The following is a 21,518-nucleotide window of genomic DNA, read 5'->3' as shown; positions in this document are numbered from 1 at the left end:
TTCCTATCGTCATGTTGCGGCCACGAAGGCTACAAGCGACTTTTGTGTGTTACGGGTGACTAAGCTTGATTGTTGGAACCAAACTCACGGATTTTGCCGACAACGGTTTCCTTGATTGCCTCGCGGCCTGGTTTCAGGAATGTGCGCGGATCGTAAGCTTCCGGTTTAGCGGCAAGCACTTCACGAACAACTTTGGTGAACGAGATTTGGTTCTCGGTGTTAACGTTGATTTTGGAAGTACCCAAGGAGATAGCTTTCTTGATGTCATGCGTCGGGATGCCCGTACCGCCATGAAGCACCAACGGAAGTTTCACAGCATCGCGAATCTCTTCCATCTCTTTGAACCCAAGGTTTGGTTCGCCTTTGTAAGGACCATGGACAGAACCAAGCGCAGGCGCCAATGTGTCGATGCCTGTCTCGTTCACGATGCGCACGCAGTCGTCAAGCTTCGCGTACATTACGTCGCCGATAACGTCATCCTCTTGTCCGCCGACCATGCCGACTTCGGCTTCAACGGAAACGCCTTTGGCGTGAGCATACTCAACCACTTGTTTCGTTGTTGCAATATTCGTCTCAATCGGGCTGTGGGAATCATCGATCATAACCGAAGTGAACCCTGCGTCGATTGCTTCTTTACATTTCTCAACACTTGAACCGTGGTCAAGGTGAATGGCAACAGGAACTGTAACTTTCAGGTCCTCCATTAAACCTTTTACCATGTGTACAACGGTGCTGAATCCACCCATGTAACGAGCTGCGCCTTCGGAAACACCAAGAATTACTGGCGATTTCTCTTGCTCAGCCGCTTCAAGAATTGCATATGTCCACTCCAGGTTGTTGATGTTGTATTGACCAACAGCATATTTACCTTCGAGTGCTTTGTTCAGCATGTCTGTCATTGATACTAATGGCATGGTTTCATCCTCCTATAGATGCTTAGTTTGTCTATGGTTTTTAGCCGATATAACATACGGACTTATTATACCACATCGCGTCATAAATACTAAACAAGCATTTCCTAAATTGCTGCGAAGGAACTCACATTCTGGCAAAAAAAGAATTCCGCCCCTTGAGCAGAATTCATCATTCAACCGATGTTGTTCGCGGTCCCTTTCAGCTGCATGTTGACGGCTTGCCGCATCTCGTCGATGTCGAAGGGTTTGGTAAAATGCATCAGCGCTCCAAGATCGGTCGCTTCCTTGATCATGTCAAGCTCTCCATAGGCTGTCATCATGATCACCTTAATGTCCGGATTCATCTGTTTAATATGCTTCAAAATCTCAAGCCCGTCCATTCCAGGAATTTTCATATCCAGCAGCACCAAATCCGGGGCATGCATCTTCACGATTTCAAGGGCAGCCTTGCCGTTCGCCGCTTGGTACGTCTCATATCCTTCACTGCTGAACACTTCCACAAGCAGGATGCGGATCCCATTCTGGTCATCCACAATCAGCACTTTGTGTTTGCTTTGTTTGCTCATCCTTCCAACCTCCCGATACTTAAATCGTACAATGAGTATATGCAAACTCGAAAGTTCCTAACTTTCCCATAAACCGGCCATTATTTGTATTCGCCTGTAGATGTCGAATTCCTTCCTGTCCTAAAAAAAGTAAGAAAAAAAGATCGCGAATTGGCTGCATCCGAAATCGACAGCGCTGGACAGGGATTCCGGACCTCAGCTCCACCCTTCACGCAGCGACAAACACGAATTTTGCACGCAAAAAAGAGCCTCTTCAAAAAAGAGGCTCTTCCCAATTATGCCTGATGCTGGATCGAGGCTTTTACAAATTCACGGAACAATGGCTGCGGACGGTTCGGACGGGAAGTGAATTCCGGATGGAATTGCACGGCGAGGAACCAAGGATGTCCTGGCAGCTCCACGATCTCGACCAGACGTCCGTCCGGTGAAGTACCGGAAATACGCAGGCCCGCTTTCTCGATATCTTCGCGGTATTGGTTGTTGAACTCGTACCGGTGACGATGTCTTTCGTAAACCAGCTCGTCCTGGTAGCAGGACTCCGCAAGCGATCCCGGAACCAGCTTGCACGGATAAAGGCCAAGGCGCATCGTTCCGCCAAGATCCTCGATATCCTTCTGCTCCGGAAGCAGGTCGATAACCGGATATTCGGTAGCCGGATCAATTTCGGAGCTGTTAGCGCCGTTCAGACCTACGATCGAACGGGCATATTCGATCACCGACACTTGCATGCCAAGGCAAATGCCGAAGAATGGAATGTTGCGCTCGCGGGCATAACGGATCGCGCTGATCTTGCCTTCGATCCCCCGGTCTCCAAATCCACCCGGCACGAGAATACCGCCAATGCCGTTCAACGTCTCTTCCACATTGTCCGCCGTAATTTCCTCGGCGTTCACCCAGCGGATCTTCACGTCGGCATTGGCATCAAAGCCGGCATGGGACAGGGATTCTACTACGCTGAGGTAGGCGTCATGAAGCGCGACATACTTGCCGACAATCGCAATCTCAACGGTCTTCTCCAGCTTGGAGACGCGCTCCACCAGATCTTCCCACTCGCTCATATCCGGCGCAGGAGTCGTCAGCTTCAGATGATTGACAACAATTTCGTCCAGGCCTTCATCGCGCAGATTCAGCGGCACCTCATACAGGGAGGACGCGTCGCGGCATTCTACGACCGCGTTAGGGTCGATATCGCAGAAGAGCGCGATTTTGGCTTTCATCTCGGTTGAAAGCTCATGCTCCGTACGGCACACGATGACATTCGGCTGAATGCCGATGCTGCGGAGTTCTTTTACACTGTGCTGCGTCGGCTTCGTTTTCACTTCACCGGCTGCCTTAATATATGGAATGAGGGTTACATGAATATACATCACGTTCTCACGGCCAACATCGCTCTTGATTTGGCGGATGGCCTCCAGGAAAGGAAGGCTTTCGATATCGCCAACCGTTCCGCCGATTTCGGTAATGACCACATCCGAACCCGCTTCACGGCCCGCACGGAATACGCGCTCCTTGATCTCGTTCGTAATATGAGGAATAACCTGCACGGTGCCGCCCAAATATTCTCCACGGCGTTCCTTGCTAATAACAGAAGAGTATACTTTTCCTGTTGTCACATTGCTGTTCTTCGACAGGTTAATATCGATGAAGCGCTCATAGTGTCCCAGGTCCAGGTCGGTTTCCGCACCGTCGTCAGTAACGAACACTTCGCCATGCTGGTAAGGACTCATGGTGCCCGGATCTATATTAATGTACGGATCGAATTTCTGAATCGTTACCTTGAGCCCTCTGTTCTTAAGCAATCTGCCGAGCGAAGCGGCGGTAATTCCCTTACCTAGAGATGACACGACTCCGCCTGTTACAAAAATATACTTTGTCACTGTTAAAAACCCTCCTATATAATCTCCATAACTTCAGGCGACATATGATGTTTATCCTAACCCGTTTTCCCCTGATTCATCAGAGGGACCAACAAAAACATCGCTCGCTTCCAATAATGGTGAGCGAGCTGACCTCCGACCTATTACAAACCGCATATATTGACGCTAAAATGATCCCCATCGGGCTGCCGGTACGGCATAACGTTATGAGGCTTCAGGGCGAGCGATTCCAATACATCTTAATACTCTGCATATCTGAATCTTAGTCTTGCTATATTGGCCCGGAAGCTAGCGTCGTTTACACTTTCCGAGCCTTAAAAACAAAAAAAGTGACCCCGAATAAATAACGGGGCACTTTTATATTAAACATATTTAATCCACAATCATAAGCCCAAGCAATAGTTTACTCTGTGCCTTGTCTGCTTGTCAAGAGAAGAACCAACCTCAAAATTCCCCAATCGGCCGACATCGTAAAACAGAGTCATAAACCATGCGGACTGGCTTAAATTCTGAGCGGAATGACAGATTAATCTCTGTCGTCTTCCTCAAATTCTTCCTCTTCCAGTTCTTCTTCCTCGGAATCCGCATCTTCGTCATCCAATTCCTCATCATCCAGAACAACGTCTTCATCTACATCATCGTCGGCATCGTCATCATCCGGGAAGAGATCGTCGTGATCATCATCTTCATCATCGATGCTGTCGAAATCCTCTTCGGCATCGTCACCGCTATAGGTATCCTCTTCATCCGTGAAGTCATCGTCATCATCGTCTTCATCATTGATGATCCGCGGACGTTTGGCGTTCGCAATCGGATCTTCGGACTTCTCCAGCGGATACCAGCGCTTTAGTCCCCACAGATTCGTACCTACACATGCGAAACGTCCGTCTATATTGATCTCGGTATATAACTGGGCAATCGTTTCGTTAATTTCCTGTTCCGTAAAGCCGCGAAGCTTGGCCACCTCATTCATCAGGTCACGGTAATAATACGGCGTATTCGCCGCCTTCAGAACCATAAAAGCCAGGTCAACCATCGGGATTTCCTGAATCTTCTCCGGATCGATCTTTAAATTGAGCGGATTACTCACTAACGCACACTTCCTCTCACACAATCTTCACGTTATACCCTCAACATATCCATTATCAAAACTAAGTAAAACCTATTTGGAAATAAAAATCAAGTTTTTATGCTCCATTACCCATCAGATACCAAATGGAAAAAGACGGAGACTTTTCTCTCCGCCTTCTGACTGTACCCGCCCCTAGGATCGACTCCTTACGGGATAGATAAGAGAACCTTGATATTCTCTCCATGTATCTTATGTTAGCCCTGCTGCTTTGACACGGGAAACAGGGCCTATTTCCCGGAAAAAGGGCAACATCCCATTCGGGCACTCTCCCCGGCTCATACAATACTGAAGCAACGGTTCATCGAGAAGGGAGATTGCCACACATGGATTACACCCGGATCATGCAATCACTACTTGCAGAGACGAACCCTATGCGGAACGTCCGGGAAATGAACCGGCGGCTCCTCACGTTTCATGACCCTCAGCTGTACCAGAAATGCATCCGCGAATGGAACCGGCTCGCAGGGAAAAGGCGTTTCCCGAGTTCGGTCAGCCGCTCGCCGCTTACTCGCACCATCATCGCTCCAGCTCCCCAAACCGCGAAGTTTGAAGCGGAGTTTCGGAACGAACTGATGGTTGAAGAGGATGAACAGGTTCATATCCACGCCATACAGGGGACAATAGGAACGCTAACCGGGATCCCATGGGGTATCAAGCAAATCAAAGCCCCTCAAGCCTGGTCTACCTCGACAGGACACCGCGTGAAGATTGCCGTTATCGACACAGGGGTGGATTTCGGTCACCCGGATTTGAAGTATTCGCTGACCCGAGGGGTCAACCTCGTCCATCGCAACATCCCGCCTTATGACGACAATGGGCATGGAACGCATATCTCGGGCACCATCGCTGCAGCAAACAGCACCCAAGGTATGATCGGCGTTGCTCCCAGATCTGTCGTGTATCCGGTCAAAGCCTTTGATCACAACGGCTCCGCCTTCGTGTCGGATATCATTCTGGCCATCGACTGGTGCGTGCGGGCCGAGATCGATATCATCAATATGAGTTTCGGCATGCAGACCCGAAGCCGCACGCTGCTGGATGTTGTAGGCAAGGCCAACCAAGCAGGCGTCCTCATTGTGGCCTCTTCCGGCAATGACGGCAAACGCCGTACCGCGGACTATCCTGCCCGTTATCCTCAAACGATATCCGTCGGAGCTACCGACCGCAGCCGGAGAATCCCCGGCTTCAGCAATCGCGGGCAATTTGTCGATATTTATGCGCCCGGAGATAAAATCGTGTCAGCCTGGCTGCAGGGAAAATACCACGAAATGAGCGGCACTTCCATGGCCACTTCACACGTCAGCGGAGCAATCGCCCTGCTGCTTGCCCAGAAGCCTGACTTGAAAAAAACAGCTACGATCAAAGCCCTGCTGCGGCGCACCTCCTCCCCCCTTAAGCTCAAAAAAGGATACAGCGCCTCCGATGGAGAGGTAAATGCCTTGAAATTTTTGCGCGAGGGCATGAAATTATAAATTCGGTTCATCAGCAACGGCAAACGCCATTTCGTTCACGCATTAAAAACAGCCGTCTTTCCAAAGAAAGACGGCTGTTGGCTGTTATGGCATATGAAAGGGAGGGCCCTTCTTACATGCGTTCCGGCGCCGATACGCCCATCAGGCGAAGCACGTTGGCAATGACCGTGCGGACCGCTCCCAGCAAAGCAAGGCGGGCCTGCGTTTGATTCGCGTCTTCCGTAATCACGCGTTCGGCTCTGTAGTAGCTGTGGAACAAGGAAGCCAGTTCATATACATACCGGATAAGCCGGTGCGGTGCATAGTTCTCCGCAGCAAGCGACACTTCCTGCGGGAGTTCTCCCATTTTGCGCAAAATGTCGTATTCATGCTCGGCGGTCAGAACGCTCAGGTTGACGTCGGCAAGCGGCAAGAAGCTAACGCCTTGCTCCTCCGCTTGGCGGAATACGCTGCAAATGCGTGCGTGCGCATACTGTACGTAGAAGACCGGATTCTCGTTGGACGTGGATACCGCCAGATCCATGTCGAAATCCAAATGCGAATCCATGCTGCGCATGGTGAAGAAATAGCGGATCGCGTCCACGCCGACCTCATCCATCAGATCTTCCATCGTGACCGCTTTACCAGTACGCTTGGACATCTTGACCTTCTCGCCGTCCTGGAACAGGCTGACCATCTGGGCGATCAATACGATGAGTTTGTCCGGGTCATTGCCGAGCGCCTCCATGGCAGCCTTCATGCGCGGAACGTAACCATGGTGGTCGGCTCCCCAAATATTCAGGATCTTGTCATAGCCGCGCTCGTATTTATTGCGGTGGTACGCAATATCCGGCGTCAGGTAGGTATACGTTCCGTCATTCTTAACGAGGACGCGGTCTTTGTCATCCCCATAATCGGTGGTGCGGAGCCAGGTGGCCCCATCCTTCTCGTAAGCTTCGCCCTTGGCTTTCAGTTCTTCCAGGGATTTCTCCACCAGTCCATCCTCATACAGGGACGTTTCGCTAAACCACTCGTCAAAATGGACGCGGAATCGATTCAAATCGCGTTTGATTTTACCAAGTTCCTTCTCAAGCCCGAATTGACGCAAGAATGCCGTTCTCTCGTCAGGATCCATCGATAACAAGGAATCGCCTTTCTCGGCTACAAGCTCTTTGGCAAAACCTTTGATATCCTCGCCATGGTATCCGTCTTCAGGCATTTCGGCATCCTGGCCGAGCTCCTGCAAATAGCGGGCTTCGAGGGATTTAACCAGGTTCACTACTTGGTTGCCTGCATCATTGATGTAGTATTCGCGCGTAACTTCGTATCCTGCAAAATCAAGCACATTGCAAAGGGCATCGCCTACCGCCGCTCCGCGGGCATGTCCAAGATGCAGGCTTCCGGTGGGATTGGCGCTGACAAACTCCATCTGGACCTTTTGCCCTTCGCCCGAAGCGATCCGCCCGTAGTTATCGCCCTGCTCTTGTACCAATGCCACGATCGGATAGAGATACCCCTTGTCCAAGGTAAAGTTAATAAACCCGGGCCCGGCGATCTCCGCTTTCTCAATGGAAGCCTTTGCCGTATCCAAATGTTCCAGGATAGCTTCCGCGATTTGCCGCGGGTTCTTCTTGGCAATCCGCGTCAGCTGCATCGCTACGTTCGTAGCCAAGTCGCCGTGCGACTTATCCTTCGGAACTTCCAGCGTAATGGCGGGCAGCTCCTCGCGGGACACCAGTCCGGCAGCTACGGCAGCGTCTCCTACCGCCTCTGCAACCAGCCCGTTAATGTGATCTAATGGATTCATAGTCATGATTCATGTGCCTCCTGAATAGTCAAACTGATCGAAAAGTGTCCCGAAAACTCGTCAAACACATATAAATCATACGCCCAAGCCGCTCGTCCGGTCGTGCCCTCTAGCGCTAGCTCCAGACGCTGGGTGTGCGTAGACAGATTAAATGAAGTGAACGGGGAGCGATAATATCCAGGCAATTGCAGTCCCAGCTTAAACGCCTGCTCGGACTCCACCTCGCCATGACGGATCAGCTTCAGCTCGTCCTCCGTCAGTTTGAGCATGGCCCGGGTTTCCCCTTGATGCGGTCCAAGCGCCGGCTCTGTATAGCGCACATACAGCACTTTCCCCTTGATAAACGCCTCTGCGGGAAGCTCCTGTATCGTATTCTCTCCTTCGTGAAGGCTCTGAAGACGGATGCTCACTTGTTTTCGGTCGTTCATGTTCGTTCCTCTTTTCCTTACCTATTGTATTACTATATCCAGTATGGCCTTGCAATTCAAATGAGGATTTTAGCAAAAGTAAAGAAAATGTCTTTCGTCGTATTTTCGGAGAGGTTGGAGCGCACCCTTAATTCCCGTATTTTTCGGCCCATTGCTCGCGCCATTCCCCGAAACTGTTACCCGTGATTTCCTCCAAGGTCTTTCCATCAATGGAGTAAGGAGCCCCAGCTAAATCGTTCCGATCAGGGAACGAGGTTCCCCCGATGACCTTCCCCTCCGACATCATCACAAACAAGGCCGTATTCGTATTATACATGCGGTCAAGCGGATGCCCGGAAACCTTGAAGCGATAGGTGACAATTTCTTTTCCGTAATAGTTTGTCGGATCTTGGCTCTGTACACTCCATGTCTGAATATAGGGGATTGCGCCGTTACCAGGTGCGAGAAGAGATTTCTCAAGCGTATAAGTAATCGGTTTACTGGAGTGGCTTACAATCTTATAGCCCAGCGATTTCACGTAAGAGGCCGCTGTCTTCTGTTCTTCGGACATGGGTTTGCCGATATGAACGCTTAGTTGCATGAATGAATATAGGATTACGATGCTTAAACCAATACCTGCCCATAACCAAATACGATTTCGCTTCATAAGCAGCCTCCCCATTACGTCGACCTGGCCGTTCATAGGATTAGAATACCAAAAAATTGAAATCAATGGGCGGTCAAGAAAAAGAATAGGCCTGATTCAAGAAGAATCAGGCATGATCCATACTATAGGTTACAGCGGAAGCAAGGATACCTTCTCCCGCGCGTCCAGCTTGGCCACCATGTCGTTCCAGGCTTGCGGTTTTTCGGGCAGCACCGAATAGTATCGTCTCAAGAAGTTGGCAATCAGCTCCGCGGGCAATTCATCAACGGCATCGTCGCCCGGCATGAAGCAAAAATCAAGCCCGCTCACCGCTTCGCCATCGTTGTTCCAGGACGGATGCACATAGTCGATATCCGTGCGTTTGTAACCCAGATGCGACAGGACTTCGCGGCGAACGAACGGATCCATCGGCTTCACGCCGCCGAATGCATGGTCCTGCACCCGATATGGATCGTAAATCTCGGCAAACATGCCGAACAGCTCTTTGCCGTTTGCTGCCGCCAATTGATTCAGATCCTTCAAGCGATGTTGTGCCAGGAATCGGCCGATGCCGAGCCCTTCACGCCCGATAATGGTAAAATCGGTCATCGCCACGTTCCAATCCTCGTAATAGCGGTATTCCGTCGTACCCACCACTTCGTCCTCATGCAGGGCAACAAATACCCGAATACCCGGGTCTTCGAGCGGCTCTTTCCATAAGCTGAATTCCAGCACCTCTTCCGGAGGGAACACTTCCTTCATGAGATCGTGCATTTTGCGGAACAAGGGATCGTCGATGCTCGTAATGCGAATATATTCCATTAAATTAAAAGCCTCCTTATATATGTAATGAAAATATCTTTATATTATGAAGATATTCGAAGCCGTGAAATCATCGTTCATTCTAAACCACTTCACCCTCGGAATGGATTCTTCCATTCCATCAAGACCCCGTAATTGCAGGACTCCTCATCCTCCAAATACTCTGCCGCTACCCCGACGGGCGTCCGGCCGCACCGGAGCAGGAAGGTAATTACGGGGTCCTTGAGATCCCCCCTGACAACGGCATCCAAATATTCTACGGCCGACATTTCGTGCGCATGCCGATGATAGCCGGGCATCCGTCCGCCGCCAAGCAGCCGGTCCAGTCCCCTTTCGACGGTCACGTGATACAGCGACTGAATCAGCCATTTGCCGAGCCCCAGCTTGCGAAAGCGCGGCCTGACGCAAATGTCGGCGATGTATAGGGTATTTCCGTCCGGCTGATGCGTGCGGATGTATCCGTTATCCGTGGCCTCCGCCCAGGAGTGGGCAGGCTCCATCGGATCGTACTCCACAATGAGCGAGGTGATGGACCCGGCGAGCATGCCGTCCACTTCAACGCATAGCGCGCCCTCGGGAAACAAGGTGACATGCTGCATCAGCTGTTCCTTGTTCCACCATTGCTCCGGAGGATACGGAGGCGGAAACGTCTCGGATTGAATGGCGATCAGCTCGTCGAAGTCCGCTTCCGTGTAGCCTCGAATAACAACCGGCACCGGCCGGACGTCGTCGAATACATAAAACTGTTGATGAAACCGGGCCATTTCCTCTACACCGCCTTTTCCCATTTTATCAAACCATGATAAAAAGACTTACTCCCAATCCGGATACAAATCCGTACGCCGGTCACGCCATGTCGTGACGGAGCCCTTCTCGCGCACTTGATATAATAAATCCAGATCGAGATCGGCGGTAATGATCATGTCGTTGTTCAGCTCTCCCTCGGCCAGCAGGCCCTTCGGCGGGAACGGAATATCGTTCGGCGTAATGATGGCAGCCTGCCCGAAGTTGGCACGCATCAGATCCACGGTAGGCAGCGATCCAACCGTGCCGGTCAGCACCACATAGATTTGATTCTCGATGGCGCGGGCATGGCTGGTATAACGCACGCGGTGGAATCCGTGACGATCATCGGTGCAGGACGGACAGAAAATGACGTCGGCCCCTTTGGCCTTGGCCATGCGCACGATCTCGGGAAATTCGATGTCATAGCAGGTGAGCATCGCGATGGTGCCTTTTTCGGTCTCGAATACTTCGAGCCCTTCGCCGGCCCCCATGTTCCAGCCGGTTATCTCCGAAGGCGTAATATGAATCTTCGCCTGTTCCGCAATGCGGCTGTCCGGATAGAACAGATGCGCCACATTGTACAGCTTCCCTTCCCGGCGAATGACGTGGGTCCCGCCAATGATATGCATGTTATATTGCTTCGCAAAGCCCTGGAACAGCTCGCGGTAACGGTCTGTGAAATCCGGAAGGTCATTGATCGTTAACGCCTGGCCCTTATCGTCCCCGATGGACATCAGCTGCGTCGTGAAAAATTCCGGAAACAGCACAAAATCGGCTTCGAACTCCTCCGCCGTTCGGATATAGTGCTCCGATTGACGGGCAAAATCGTCAAAGGATTGAATCGTGTGCAGATGATATTGCACGGCAGAAACGCGAAATTTCATGCTTCTCCTCCTTATGCATGGTTAGATGCTTTCATTATATAGGATTCCGGGCTTAGAGAACATGGGAACATCAAGTCGCCGTCAATGGGAAACCATAATCTTAAGCGCGTCCCATATGGTATACGGTTATCATCGAAAGTACCTATGCCAAAGAAAACTCGAATTATGAAAAAATACTCGCCATTCATACCCACGCTTAACAATTCTCCTGTATACTGTCGTATGTAAGCCTCTTGTCTACACGATCAATTCCGGCCCTTACAAATATACACTCGAGCCCGTTTTGACTTAGGGCTATCAGCTTGCCAAACTATAATGTGAGGTGTTCTGTTCACAATGATTACTCGTTCGATGGATTGGCTTCAGCAACATGACCACCTTATCTTCCGCTGGTTAAACCGCAAGATCAGCAACAAAATGGTGGATTCGATGCTCGCGCTGGTCACCCATATGGGGGGTGCTATCTTTACCATTGTGCTGACACTTTCGATAGCGTTTTTTGCACCGGAGCCGTGGGATACGATGGGATGGCAGAGCTTTATCGCACTGTCCCTCAGCTTCCTGATTACGGCTCTCATCAAAAAGAAACTGCGGCGCATCCGGCCATATCAGGCATTGGAAAAAGTGAGGTTTGAAAAGAAACCGATGAAGGACCATTCGTTTCCTTCCGGGCACTCGACGGCCATATTTTCCATCATCACACCGTTTCTGTTCGTAACGCCTTGGCTGTCATTGATCTTGATCCTGCTGGCGCTTACGGTCAGCCTGTCACGGGTTTATCTCGGCTTTCATTATCCTTCGGATTGTCTGGCCGGCTGTTTCGTCGGCACCGCTTCGGCACTACTGATCGTTCTTAGTTAAATAACCAGGCATCCTCACGCAGTTCTCGCAACTGATGATGGGGGCCTGGTTTTTTTGCCCTTCTCATCTGTAGATATCTCACCTAACAACAATTAAACGCCCTTCCTGTATATGCTCCTATCATAAACCCTAAAAAACATGAAAAAAAATTCGAACCATTCCAGCTGGTAAATCGTACTAACTTATACATTCATAATAAGGAGGTATTTGTTCATTGAAGAAAAGATTATCACGAATGCTGGTAGCCCTGCTCGCGGTTACGATGATCCTTCCAGCCGGAGCCATGGCAGCAGATAACAGCCAGACTGCCGCTGCAGGAGGGGGTCTTGAGAAGATCGCCGCAGAGAAAGCCAAGCTGCTCACCGAGACGTATGGAACGACAAGCGTCCAATATGCCCTGATCGACAACGGCAAGATTACCGTTTCCGGGCAAGCGGGCGTCAATGATATCGAAGGAAAGATTCCGTTGACCGAAGATACGATGTATGGGATCGGCTCCACGAGCAAAGTGTTCACTGCCGCCGCGGTCATGAAATTGGTGGATGACGGGAAGATCAACCTGGATGCGCCTCTCGTTCAGTACATACCCGAATTCACGATGAAAGACGAACGCTACAAAAAAATCACGCCGCGCATGCTGCTTAACCATTCCTCCGGCCTGCAGGGCTCAAGCCTGAACAACGCGTTCTTGTTCGAAGATAATGACCCGCATGCACATGACACGCTGCTGAAGCAGTTGTCCACTCAAAACCTCAAAGCAGATCCGGGTGCATTTTCCGTGTATTGCAATGACGGATTCACGCTGGCCGAGATTCTCGTGGAAAAAGTGAGCGGCAAGGATTTTACCGCATTCATTCATGAACATTTTACCGAGCCGTTAAACATGGACCACACCAAGACATCCCAAGACACATTGGATTTAAACCAAATGGCGGGCCTCTATTATCCGGCTCATCAAGGACAGCTGCCTAACGAGACCATCAATGTCATCGGAACCGGCGGCATCTACTCCACGGCCGAAGACCTGGTGCAGTTTGCGCAGATCTTCACCGGGGAAGCCGAGGGAATCCTCTCAGCTGCGTCTGTGAAAGCCATGGAGCAGGAAGAGTATAAAAAAGGCCTGTGGCCAGAAGATGCCGATAATTCGTTCGATTATGGACTTGGCTGGGACAGCGTGAGACTGTTCCCGTTTAACCAATATGACATGAAAGCCGTGACTAAAGGCGGCGACACCATTCTATACCACGCTTCGCTCGTTGTGCTTCCGGAGCAGAACATGGCAGCTGCCGTATTATCTTCCGGCGGTTCGAGTTCAACCAACCAATTGCTGGCAAACGAAATTTTGCTGCATACGCTCAAGGAAAAAGGCACCATCAAGGAGTTCAAGCCGGAAAAATCGTTTGGCAAACCGGTCCAAGCGGATATGCCTGACAATATGGCGGAATTTGCCGGTTACTATGGCGTGACGAATCAGCAGATGAAAGTCGACATCAAGGACGGCGAACTGTCCATTACCGTACCGATGGTGCCGGACTATCCTGCCGAGAAATATGTATACACCGCGGACGGAACGTTTGTCAGCGCGGATGGCAGCATTAAGGTCAGCTTCGTTAAGGAAAAGAATGATCGCATCTACCTATGGGTAAGACAATATGTTTCGATTCCTGGACTGGGACAGATGGCCTTGTCGCAATATTCGGCCGAAAAAATGGAAGCGAACCCGCTGTCCAAGGAAACCGCTGCCGCATGGGCGAAGCGGGAAGGCGAAACGTTCTATCCATTGAACGAGAAATTCACATCGCTAATGTACTTCATTACGAAACCGACGGTAGAAATTAACAGCAAGAGCGGTCTGGAAGGATATCTGATCGACAAGAAGATAATCGATCCGGATACTGCAGTAAGCCAGCATCAGGTACCGGCGATCGGCAGCCGGGATACGTCCGAATTCCGCTTCTATAAGGAAAAAGGCGTAGAGTATCTCGAGGGCGCTGGATCCCTGTTTATCAGCGGCAAGCATGTGAAGCCATTGTATAAAGGGAAAAAATCCACCGTTACCCTGCAAGCCGACGGCTATGCCAAGTGGTATACCGTACCTGAAGCAGCCGCAGGCAAAACCATGACGGTAACCCTGCCGGCAGAAGGCGCATTCGCCGTATATGACGAGAAGGGCACGGTCGTCAACTACACCGTGGTCAGCGGCTCCAACGAAGTTAAGCTCCCGGCTAACGGAGCTGTCGTATTCGCCGGTGCCCCTGGCTCTGCATTCGGCATCACCCTGCAGCCGTAATGAAGGTGGGCGGCGGGATTACATGATTCCATGTCAATCCAAGATAACCTAAAAATAGAAGCACCTCAACCAACGGCTCATGCCCATGGTTGAGGTGCTTTTTTGCAATGAAATGGTCTTTGGCCAATTTCAGTTTCGAGGTCCGCTTACGTCTACTTCGACTTGCGGGCTGCAATCGATCAACAGCTGTGTCCCCGGGCGCAGACGGACCGAATAAAAAAGGGGCCCTAGCGTTGAGGGCTGGACGGAGGCTCCCTGGCCGGACATGGAACATTCCCCTGCCCAAGGCGGTAGGGAAACGAGGATGTCCGTCTCCCGTTCAGCCTCAAGCTTGGCGTGGAACATACCGGCATCCCGGTTCCATTCCACGATGATCCGACCGGTATGGTATCTCCAGCCTGAGAGTCGGCCACTACGCCAGCGCTCCGGTAACGCTGGCAGGAGTTTCACCATATCCGGCGACACCTGCAGCAGCATCTCCTGTACGGCATTCACCCATCCCATGTTTGCATCGAGCTGTATCGGCGCTGCCGGCATATCCATGCATATCCCCATCCCCCTCCAATCATTATGGAGGGTAAACAGATTCGGCAGCAGACATGATTGCGCCAGTGTATCAAGACACTCCAGCGCACGTTCACCTTCCCCCAGCCGCGCGTAAATGGAAGCCATATGGGCAAGTGACCAACCGCTTTGGGCTCCGAGTCGGCGGAGACGCACCGCCTTCTCAAAAGCGACGTACAGCTCTGGTGCTGACTCCCGAGTCACTTCATCACCCGGGAACAAGGGATAGATATGGGAGAGATGACGGTGATCGTATCGGTCCTCAAACGCGGGATCCAGCCATTCCGCAAGGGCTCCGTCCCCGTTCGTCCGGTAAGGCGGAATGCGTTCCAGCATTCGCATCCACCGTTCTTCCTCCGAACCTGGGCCGCCGACTAGCCGATTCGCTTGGATCAGATGGGTAAGCAGTTCCTTCATAATTGCAATATCCATCGTGGCATTGACGGTTGTCGGCATCGGGTGAGCCAGCTGCCTTCCGTCCTCCGGCATGAAATTGAGCGGCGTGTTCTCCGGCGAAACCGAAGGATACAGACGGTAGGTGCCATCCTCACCAACGACTGCGAAGTCCTCGTAGAATTGAAGGGCTTCACGCATGAACGGCAGCGCCTCCTCCCGCAAAAACCGAATATCGCCCGTATACAAAAAATGCTCATAATAATGCCGGGCCAGCCACCCGGCCGCTCCCGTCCAGTTTAGAATGACGGGTACGATTTGATTCGGCGTTCCAATCCCTGGCGTAGTCCCAGCCGGGATGTAGATTCCGCGACAACCATACAACTTGCGGGCATTGCCGCGGAAGTCGTCCATTAGGCTGCCGTAGTAGCGGAACAGAGGGGGCACTAGTTCTCCCAAGCCTCCGACATGCGCGTGCCAATACATCATTTGGATATTCTCATTCGCCATATGGTGGCACCAGACAAGCCGGTAGTCTCCGCCCCATAGGCCATACAGTCCGAACGGCCCCGATTCGGCTGCCGTCCCGCTAATAAACAAATACCTTCCATAAGCCCACATTTTACGGACAAGCGAATCGGGTGCCTTGCCCTCGTAGGCCTCCAGCAGCAGCTCCTCGTTCGAACGCACGTCGTCCCCGCTGGCAACGTTCAGCTCCAGGGATGCGGAATGGAACAAAGGACCATGAAGCTCGGCGTGGCGCTTGAGAAGCAGGTCATATTCGCAATGTTCAGGGAAGGCACTGAGCTCGCGCTCAAGCTGCTCCCATTCCTGTTCACGCTTGCCACGGATAAAAACTTTCACCAGTGCCAGCGCCCGTCGGGCCTTAACAAACCTCAACATCGTTCCTTCCTTGGTTGACTGTAAACTTCCGTCTTCACAAATAAGCCGCAGCACTGCCCCGAAATCCGTACCGTCATCATTGCGGCCGGCGTACCGGATAAACGTCCCTTTCGCCGAAGTGACCACGGATCCAGCCAGTTCCTTGAATTCCGGCGTATCCCCCCATCGGTCGCTTGGGTAGAGCACCAGTCCAATCTCTCCCGAAATACAGTGACTCGTCCCGGTTTGAACCTCGAGATCCCTACCGATCCCTTTCCTGCCCTCAGGGTTTACTTCTTGGTTAGCACATCCCTCGGAGCCAATCTCGTAAACGATGGCCCTATCTGCACGGGAGACGAACAGCCGCCTTACGTATCGGATCGAACCGTCCGTCCAGCCTACCGAAACCTCACCGGTCTCCATATTAAGGGTTCTTCGGTAATGGCGGAACGCCCGTTTGCAGGGCATGAACAGTTTAATCGCCGCAAGCGGGAAGCGGGAGGCCAGCCTCGTCCCGTATCCCCGCACCCGTAAAGCGTTCGCCAAGTTCCAGCTGCCCTCCGCATAGTGTCCTTCATCCATCAGCCTGCGCGTTTCGGCGAGCGTCATGCTCACGTCCGGCAGCGGATCCTTCCGGCCCCAATGCCACAACCCCTCATGATTCAGCAGCACCGTCTCTTCCTGCACGCCCCCGAATACCGAGGCCCCGACAATTCCATTGCCTGAGGGTAACCCCTCACGCCACATATTACGCCACCAAGATGCGGGATACCTCATAGTCAACAGGTTCTCTCGACTCATCCCCGATGCCCGACCTCGTCCCCCGCCTGCAGCCTCTCCACTTCGATGCTGGCCAGCAGGAGCGGAGCGACGCCCATGAGCGAGTCACTGACTACCTTTTCACTCAAATAATACTCGTATGATCCGTCACGGTATTTGCGTCCGCCCAATCCGGCGCCATGGCAAATGCCGTGAAGGTGCAGTCCTTCCGCATCGGCGGTGAGAAAACGTTTCTTGATCCCGTCATAGGCGCGTTCGACCACCCCGATGTCGATCTCGGCCAAATAATGAAGCCGAATGCCTTTGGCCAAGGCATAGGTCAACATGCAGGAGCCCGAAGCCTCCAAATAATTGCCCTGCCGTCCGTTGCAGTCCATCACCTGATACCACAGCCCGCTGTCTTGATCCTGAGCGCGTACGAGTGCATTAGCCATTCGTTCGAAAATGCCCATCAGCTGGCCGCGCTGCGGATGCCTAACGGGGAAATGCTCCAGTGAGTCCACGAGCGCCATCGCATACCAGCCCATGGCCCGCCCCCATACATGGCGCGAGCGGCCCGTTTCCTTGTCGCACCAGCGCTGCTCCCGGCTCTCATCATAAGCATGATGCAGCAGGCCCGTCTGCGGATTCCGCGTGCGCCGCTCGATGAGCAGCAGCTGACGGGCCGCTTCGTCAAACCATTCCGGCGCATCAAACGTTTCTGCATACTCCGCCATAAACGGTGACGACATATAGAGGCCGTCCAGCCACATCTGAAACGGATAGATTTTCTTATGCCAAAATCCGCCTTCGTCTGTCCGCGGCTGTCCAACCAGCTGAGATGCCAGCAGCTCGGCAGCCCTGCGGTATTTCTCTTCTCCTGTCATGCGCCACAAGGGTAGCAGATTCTTGCCTTTATTGATGTGATCGAGATTATAGTCCTCGAGTGTATAGCCTGCTATCGTCCCGTCTTCTTGTATGAAGACGTCCATATGCCGCTTGACTGCTTCATTGTAGCGCTCCTCACCCGTCCATTCGGCCAGGCGGCCCAGTGCACTCAAAGCCATGCCGGCCACGTAGCCCCATTTGTTGGCGATATTCGGATGGTACCCGTCCACGCAAGCGGACAAGATCGTCTCTGCCACCCGGACCGGTATTCGTTCCATGACTGTAACTTCAGCCACCGTAGACCACTCCCTCTCCTTCGCTTTAGACCGACTGCAGCGGCAGCGAATCGAAATCTTCCGGCATGTCGACCAGGTACAAATTGCCATAACCATTTTTATCGCTTGTGAACAAGAGTCGTTTACCGTCTGGATCAAAACGCGGATGCGCGTGCACCTTCTGGGAATGAAAACTGCATCGGAGCTCGCACAGCATCCTCGGCCCTTGGTAAACTCCTTGAGCGTCTTTACGCCATACGGAGAGGGTTTTGACCGCCCCTTTGCCGTCGACAACGGCCTGACCGAGGCCGTCCGCATACGCATGCCACGTATCAAACCCGAAATCCGTCTCTTCCATGGCCGTATTGTCGTACTGGATACTTCCGAAGAAATTGGTTCCATCCGTACGGAAGCCATGGTAACCGATGGTAACGCCGTCAGGATGAAAAAACTCATGGCCGACCTTTTCTCCGGGTTCAAGGCGCTGACGAATTCTCCAGGCCTCTCCGCTCCGGAGATCCAGCCCCCATATCCGGTGATCGACCAAATGCCAAGGTCCTTCGTGGCAAAAGGTGATCAACCATGGTTCGACGGGTGACGCATTAATATGGGTTATAAAGCGATGGGCTTCATATAGGGTTTCCGGCTGCGTCTGCCCTTCCGAATCGATCCGCACGATCCGGCTGTGAGGAGCAGCCTCCATCAACTCCCTATGGCCGACATAGCCATTGCCGAGATCTAGCTGCATGCGATAGGATAGATCCTCCTGTATACAGGTGACGACCGAGCGACCATCGGCAGGACAGCTCAGGTTGCCGATGTTATGCCCCTCCGGGGCTTCGTAGACAAGCTCTTCCTCCAATGTTGCCAGATCAAGGCGGCGTACGCTCCGACCCGTTTTGACGAAGGCGGCCCGGCCGTCCGGTAACAGACAGGCATCCACATCATCATTGTCCGGGTAATCCGTCAGCTGGAGCATTTCACCGCTGATGACATCCATGCTGTACAAGTTCGAACTGTTTTCCCTATCCGATACGAACAACAGCCGCTTGCCGCCGTCATACCATCCGTTCTCCGTAAAATATAGATGATGACTATGAGCCTTATAGTCGGTCAGCTGCACCACTTCGACTCCGGTCAACCGGTCGCGATACTGCTTACGTTCCGGCTTCCACACCGTTCCCTTGGCCATATTCAGCCCTCCTGTCCGCAAGTTCTACAAGCCGAAGACGAAGCTAAAGCCACGGCTTCAGCCCCTCCCACTGCACCGTCCAGCCGCTTGCCGGAAATCCCGGACAGTGCAGATCTTCTTCTCCTTCCCAGCCGCAGGCCATCATGGCCACCGCCGTAAGCAGTCCGCCGTTACCCGGCAAATAAGCGGTCAGACCCGGGCGCTGATAGTTATGCCCGTTTGGCAAATACGTGTTTTTCATTTCGTCCATTAACAGAAAATCGACAGCCAGATCGCGTTCGCCGAGCCTAGCAGCGGTCATGGCGCATACGGGGAAATCCCACCCCCAGGCCGTCTCCCATTTCCAAGCATCCTTAACCTTCCACAATGTTCGCCGCATGGTTTCGCGGTCGATCAGCTTGCCGGGAAGCACGCCTAATGCACACAACATGGACGGGTGGTCATGATTCTTCTCCGTAAACGTATCCGGCGCCAACTCATGCGCCAGGTAAACGCCGTCGAGTCGGGGCGGCGCCGCCAGATTAGTCGCCACCTCAACCCAGCGCGGATTTGGCTGGACACCCAATCGATCAGCCCACTTTATAGCGATATCCAGGCCATATTTCCAATACTCCAGCTCATAAGGCGGGTTCACGCTTGCATTCATCGGATGGCATTCTTGAGCCGGAATGAGCGGCGGTCCGAGATCGAAGGCGTCTTTTGACTCATTCCAGTGGGCATAGGAAACCATAAAGTCAGCCGATTCAAAGACGATGTCACGGAACCCGCGCAGCGTTTCTTGTGCCGGGTCGGCCTTGTAGCACAGCTCCGCCATGGCGATCGGGTGCGGCTGCTGCCAGATCAAACCCGGAGCGACCGGCGAGGGGCACGGGATACCGTCAAAACCGACCATTTTCGGCCAGCGTGCTCCCTCGTATCCCTGCGATAGCGCCAGTTCGCGAGCGACCGGCAGTATGCCGTTGTACCAGTCCAAACTTCTCCGCAGGATGGAAGCCCGGCCCCACAGCGCGAAGTGGGCTGCATGCCACCAATGCATCTCCAAATGCGATTTGCCAAACCAGCTGTTGTACATAAGACCGGTCTCCTGGGGCGGCATCGAGCCCCCGCTGTGAATAGCGCATAACCATTGCGACAAGACGACGCGGCGCTCCAGCTCAAAGGCTCGCGGATCCGAGCTGCCTGCGAAGCTGACTGCGCCACCGCTCTGCCAAAACGATTCCCAATGCCGGATGCTCGCCGAAACAATAGCTTCAAAGTCAGCCACACCGGGCGACCCAGCCGCAAAGCCTACGGAAAACGTCAGCTCCTCCGGTGATTCATTGGGGGATTCATCCTGAGACTCGCCAGGATTCAGCGTGAATTCATGTGTTTCCGTCTGCTCCAGCCGGCCAATATTCCAACGCCAGCGGACCGCATAACGCTCCTCGTCCAGCGTCCGCTCCAACAGGGCCGTTCCTTTCTCCTGCCGAACGAGAACGGTATCATGCCGATGATCGCTTTCCCAATCGGCAAACACCGATTTTGCCCAAGCCGAATGAGTCATATCCGGTGCGGGGAAACGGATGAATACCTGAAGCCGCCCTTCCCGGATAAGGGGTGAGATCACCCGCACGCCCAAAATATCAGCTTCGGGGTGGCACGCCGTCGTAACTTCTACCGGCACGCCGCGAATTTCGAACTTGCTCGATAGAATGCCCGTCCACAGATCGAGCTTTTGACGGAATTGGCCTGCATCGCTGTAACCGAGCTCTTCTCCCGCTTCGTCCAGAAATCGGAACGACAGCCGGCCTAGGTGAAGACGGTGGGGATTTTGCCGCAGCCATTGGTAAGCTTCCGGCTTATCCCCCGGCTTCATCGGATAGCCGACCTGCCGGCCGTGGGTCTCGAACAACTGCAACGCTGCATCCTTCGCGGAGAACCTGCCGCGCCCCCCCGTAAAATGCCAGCCCCAGTTCGACTGGGTGCCAAGCGGCACCTCATATTGTTCAGGAAATGTCTGCAGCCCGGTAATATCGGCGGTAAACGCGAATTCCCCGTTGCCTACCGACAGTGGCGAAAGCGGATCCAGCCTGTCGAATTCAGGATTATGCCGCCAAACAATCTGCTCTCTCTCCATCTCCAT

At 52.8% G+C, this 21,518-nt stretch carries 17 protein-coding genes; 3 read left to right on the top strand and 14 right to left on the bottom strand.

All coding sequences use genetic code 11. The features are described from left to right. Positions 1–59: 59 nt before the first annotated feature. From fba to rpoE, 4 genes are all read right to left on the bottom strand, one after another. A complete protein-coding gene (gene fba / locus MHI43_RS00660) occupies positions 60–914 on the bottom strand; it encodes a class II fructose-1,6-bisphosphate aldolase (protein ID WP_012818384.1) in 855 nt (284 codons plus the stop codon). Between the two features lie 173 nt (positions 915–1,087). Beyond that, positions 1,088–1,480 carry a response regulator gene (locus tag MHI43_RS00655; RefSeq protein WP_036662841.1) on the bottom strand — a complete coding sequence of 131 codons (393 nt, stop codon included), beginning with the start codon at positions 1,478–1,480 and terminating at the stop codon, positions 1,088–1,090. Between the two features lie 275 nt (positions 1,481–1,755). Further along, positions 1,756–3,357, bottom strand: a complete 1,602-nt coding sequence (locus tag MHI43_RS00650; protein WP_009595544.1) for a CTP synthase — start codon at positions 3,355–3,357, stop codon at positions 1,756–1,758. Between the two features lie 526 nt (positions 3,358–3,883). After that, complete coding sequence (gene rpoE / locus MHI43_RS00645) at positions 3,884–4,447, bottom strand: DNA-directed RNA polymerase subunit delta (RefSeq protein WP_036662845.1); 564 nt, start codon at positions 4,445–4,447, stop codon at positions 3,884–3,886. A gap of 365 nt (positions 4,448–4,812) precedes the next feature. On the opposite strand from rpoE, the gene MHI43_RS00640 reads away from it, so the two are divergent. Next, a complete protein-coding gene (locus MHI43_RS00640; RefSeq protein ID WP_036662847.1) occupies positions 4,813–5,961 on the top strand; it encodes a S8 family peptidase in 1,149 nt (382 codons plus the stop codon). A 112-nt stretch (positions 5,962–6,073) separates the two neighbouring features. Here MHI43_RS00640 and argS read toward each other — a convergent pair whose 3' ends face one another. The 6 genes from argS to MHI43_RS00610 form a co-directional block, all read right to left on the bottom strand. Further along, positions 6,074–7,753 (bottom strand): arginine--tRNA ligase, encoded by a 1,680-nt coding sequence (gene argS / locus MHI43_RS00635; RefSeq protein WP_012818379.1) that lies wholly within the window; start codon positions 7,751–7,753, stop codon positions 6,074–6,076. After that, entirely contained in the window at positions 7,750–8,175 is a 426-nt protein-coding gene (locus MHI43_RS00630) for a DUF1934 domain-containing protein (RefSeq protein ID WP_012818378.1), read from the bottom strand. The genes argS and MHI43_RS00630 overlap by 4 nt, the downstream gene beginning before the upstream one ends. A gap of 127 nt (positions 8,176–8,302) precedes the next feature. Beyond that, positions 8,303–8,755: a hypothetical protein gene (locus MHI43_RS00625; protein WP_341283212.1), complete on the bottom strand. Its 453-nt coding sequence runs from the start codon at positions 8,753–8,755 to the stop codon at positions 8,303–8,305. Positions 8,756–8,950: 195 nt separating this feature from the next. Continuing rightward, positions 8,951–9,622 carry a GNAT family N-acetyltransferase gene (locus MHI43_RS00620; RefSeq protein ID WP_012818376.1) on the bottom strand — a complete coding sequence of 224 codons (672 nt, stop codon included), beginning with the start codon at positions 9,620–9,622 and terminating at the stop codon, positions 8,951–8,953. Positions 9,623–9,714: 92 nt separating this feature from the next. Then, on the bottom strand, positions 9,715–10,386 hold the full coding sequence (locus MHI43_RS00615) for a GNAT family N-acetyltransferase (RefSeq protein WP_012818375.1): 672 nt from the start codon (positions 10,384–10,386) through the stop codon (positions 9,715–9,717). Between the two features lie 48 nt (positions 10,387–10,434). Then, positions 10,435–11,292, bottom strand: coding sequence for a carbon-nitrogen hydrolase family protein (locus MHI43_RS00610; RefSeq protein WP_012818374.1), 858 nt, complete (start codon positions 11,290–11,292; stop codon positions 10,435–10,437). Between the two features lie 336 nt (positions 11,293–11,628). On the opposite strand from MHI43_RS00610, the gene MHI43_RS00605 reads away from it, so the two are divergent. Continuing rightward, positions 11,629–12,153, top strand: coding sequence for a phosphatase PAP2 family protein (locus MHI43_RS00605; protein ID WP_012818373.1), 525 nt, complete (start codon positions 11,629–11,631; stop codon positions 12,151–12,153). A gap of 214 nt (positions 12,154–12,367) precedes the next feature. Continuing rightward, a complete protein-coding gene (locus MHI43_RS00600; protein WP_012818372.1) occupies positions 12,368–14,443 on the top strand; it encodes a serine hydrolase domain-containing protein in 2,076 nt (691 codons plus the stop codon). 129 nt (positions 14,444–14,572) lie between these two features. Here MHI43_RS00600 and MHI43_RS00595 read toward each other — a convergent pair whose 3' ends face one another. The 4 genes from MHI43_RS00595 to MHI43_RS00580 are packed head-to-tail and all read right to left on the bottom strand — an operon-like array spanning position 14,573 to position 21,518. Continuing rightward, entirely contained in the window at positions 14,573–17,083 is a 2,511-nt protein-coding gene (locus MHI43_RS00595) for a glycoside hydrolase N-terminal domain-containing protein (protein ID WP_049788658.1), read from the bottom strand. Next, the gene (locus tag MHI43_RS00590; protein ID WP_081746298.1) at positions 17,080–18,225 is read right to left on the bottom strand and encodes a glycoside hydrolase family 88 protein; all 1,146 of its coding nucleotides are present in this window, start codon (positions 18,223–18,225) and stop codon (positions 17,080–17,082) included. Before MHI43_RS00590 ends, MHI43_RS00595 begins: the two co-directional genes overlap by 4 nt. A gap of 25 nt (positions 18,226–18,250) precedes the next feature. Beyond that, complete coding sequence (locus MHI43_RS00585) at positions 18,251–19,396, bottom strand: oligogalacturonate lyase family protein (protein WP_036662851.1); 1,146 nt, start codon at positions 19,394–19,396, stop codon at positions 18,251–18,253. 43 nt (positions 19,397–19,439) lie between these two features. After that, positions 19,440–21,518 carry a glycoside hydrolase family 65 gene (locus MHI43_RS00580; RefSeq protein WP_036662853.1) on the bottom strand — a complete coding sequence of 693 codons (2,079 nt, stop codon included), beginning with the start codon at positions 21,516–21,518 and terminating at the stop codon, positions 19,440–19,442.

It is taken from the genome of Paenibacillus sp. FSL H8-0457, from assembly GCF_038051935.1.
GTDB lineage: Bacteria > Bacillota > Bacilli > Paenibacillales > Paenibacillaceae > Paenibacillus_AQ > Paenibacillus_AQ lautus_A.
Note: the sequence above shows the minus strand (reverse complement) of the source record. Positions and strands in the feature narration are given on the sequence as shown.

Bases quoted from the DNA above. Each gene is read 5' to 3' on its own strand.
- argS (WP_012818379.1), bottom strand. From the start codon at position 7,753: ATGACTATGAATCCATTAGATCACATTAACGGGCTGGTTGCAGAGGCG.
- fba (WP_012818384.1), bottom strand. From the start codon at position 914: ATGCCATTAGTATCAATGACAGACATGCTGAACAAAGCACTCGAAGGT.
- MHI43_RS00610 (WP_012818374.1), bottom strand. From the start codon at position 11,292: ATGAAATTTCGCGTTTCTGCCGTGCAATATCATCTGCACACGATTCAA.
- MHI43_RS00585 (WP_036662851.1), bottom strand. From the start codon at position 19,396: ATGGCCAAGGGAACGGTGTGGAAGCCGGAACGTAAGCAGTATCGCGAC.
- MHI43_RS00655 (WP_036662841.1), bottom strand. From the start codon at position 1,480: ATGAGCAAACAAAGCAAACACAAAGTGCTGATTGTGGATGACCAGAAT.
- MHI43_RS00595 (WP_049788658.1), bottom strand. From the start codon at position 17,083: ATGAGTCGAGAGAACCTGTTGACTATGAGGTATCCCGCATCTTGGTGG.
- MHI43_RS00605 (WP_012818373.1), top strand. From the start codon at position 11,629: ATGATTACTCGTTCGATGGATTGGCTTCAGCAACATGACCACCTTATC.
- MHI43_RS00630 (WP_012818378.1), bottom strand. From the start codon at position 8,175: ATGAACGACCGAAAACAAGTGAGCATCCGTCTTCAGAGCCTTCACGAA.
- MHI43_RS00625 (WP_341283212.1), bottom strand. From the start codon at position 8,755: ATGCAACTAAGCGTTCATATCGGCAAACCCATGTCCGAAGAACAGAAG.
- MHI43_RS00615 (WP_012818375.1), bottom strand. From the start codon at position 10,386: ATGGCCCGGTTTCATCAACAGTTTTATGTATTCGACGACGTCCGGCCG.
- MHI43_RS00640 (WP_036662847.1), top strand. From the start codon at position 4,813: ATGGATTACACCCGGATCATGCAATCACTACTTGCAGAGACGAACCCT.
- MHI43_RS00620 (WP_012818376.1), bottom strand. From the start codon at position 9,622: ATGGAATATATTCGCATTACGAGCATCGACGATCCCTTGTTCCGCAAA.
- MHI43_RS00580 (WP_036662853.1), bottom strand. From the start codon at position 21,518: ATGGAGATGGAGAGAGAGCAGATTGTTTGGCGGCATAATCCTGAATTC.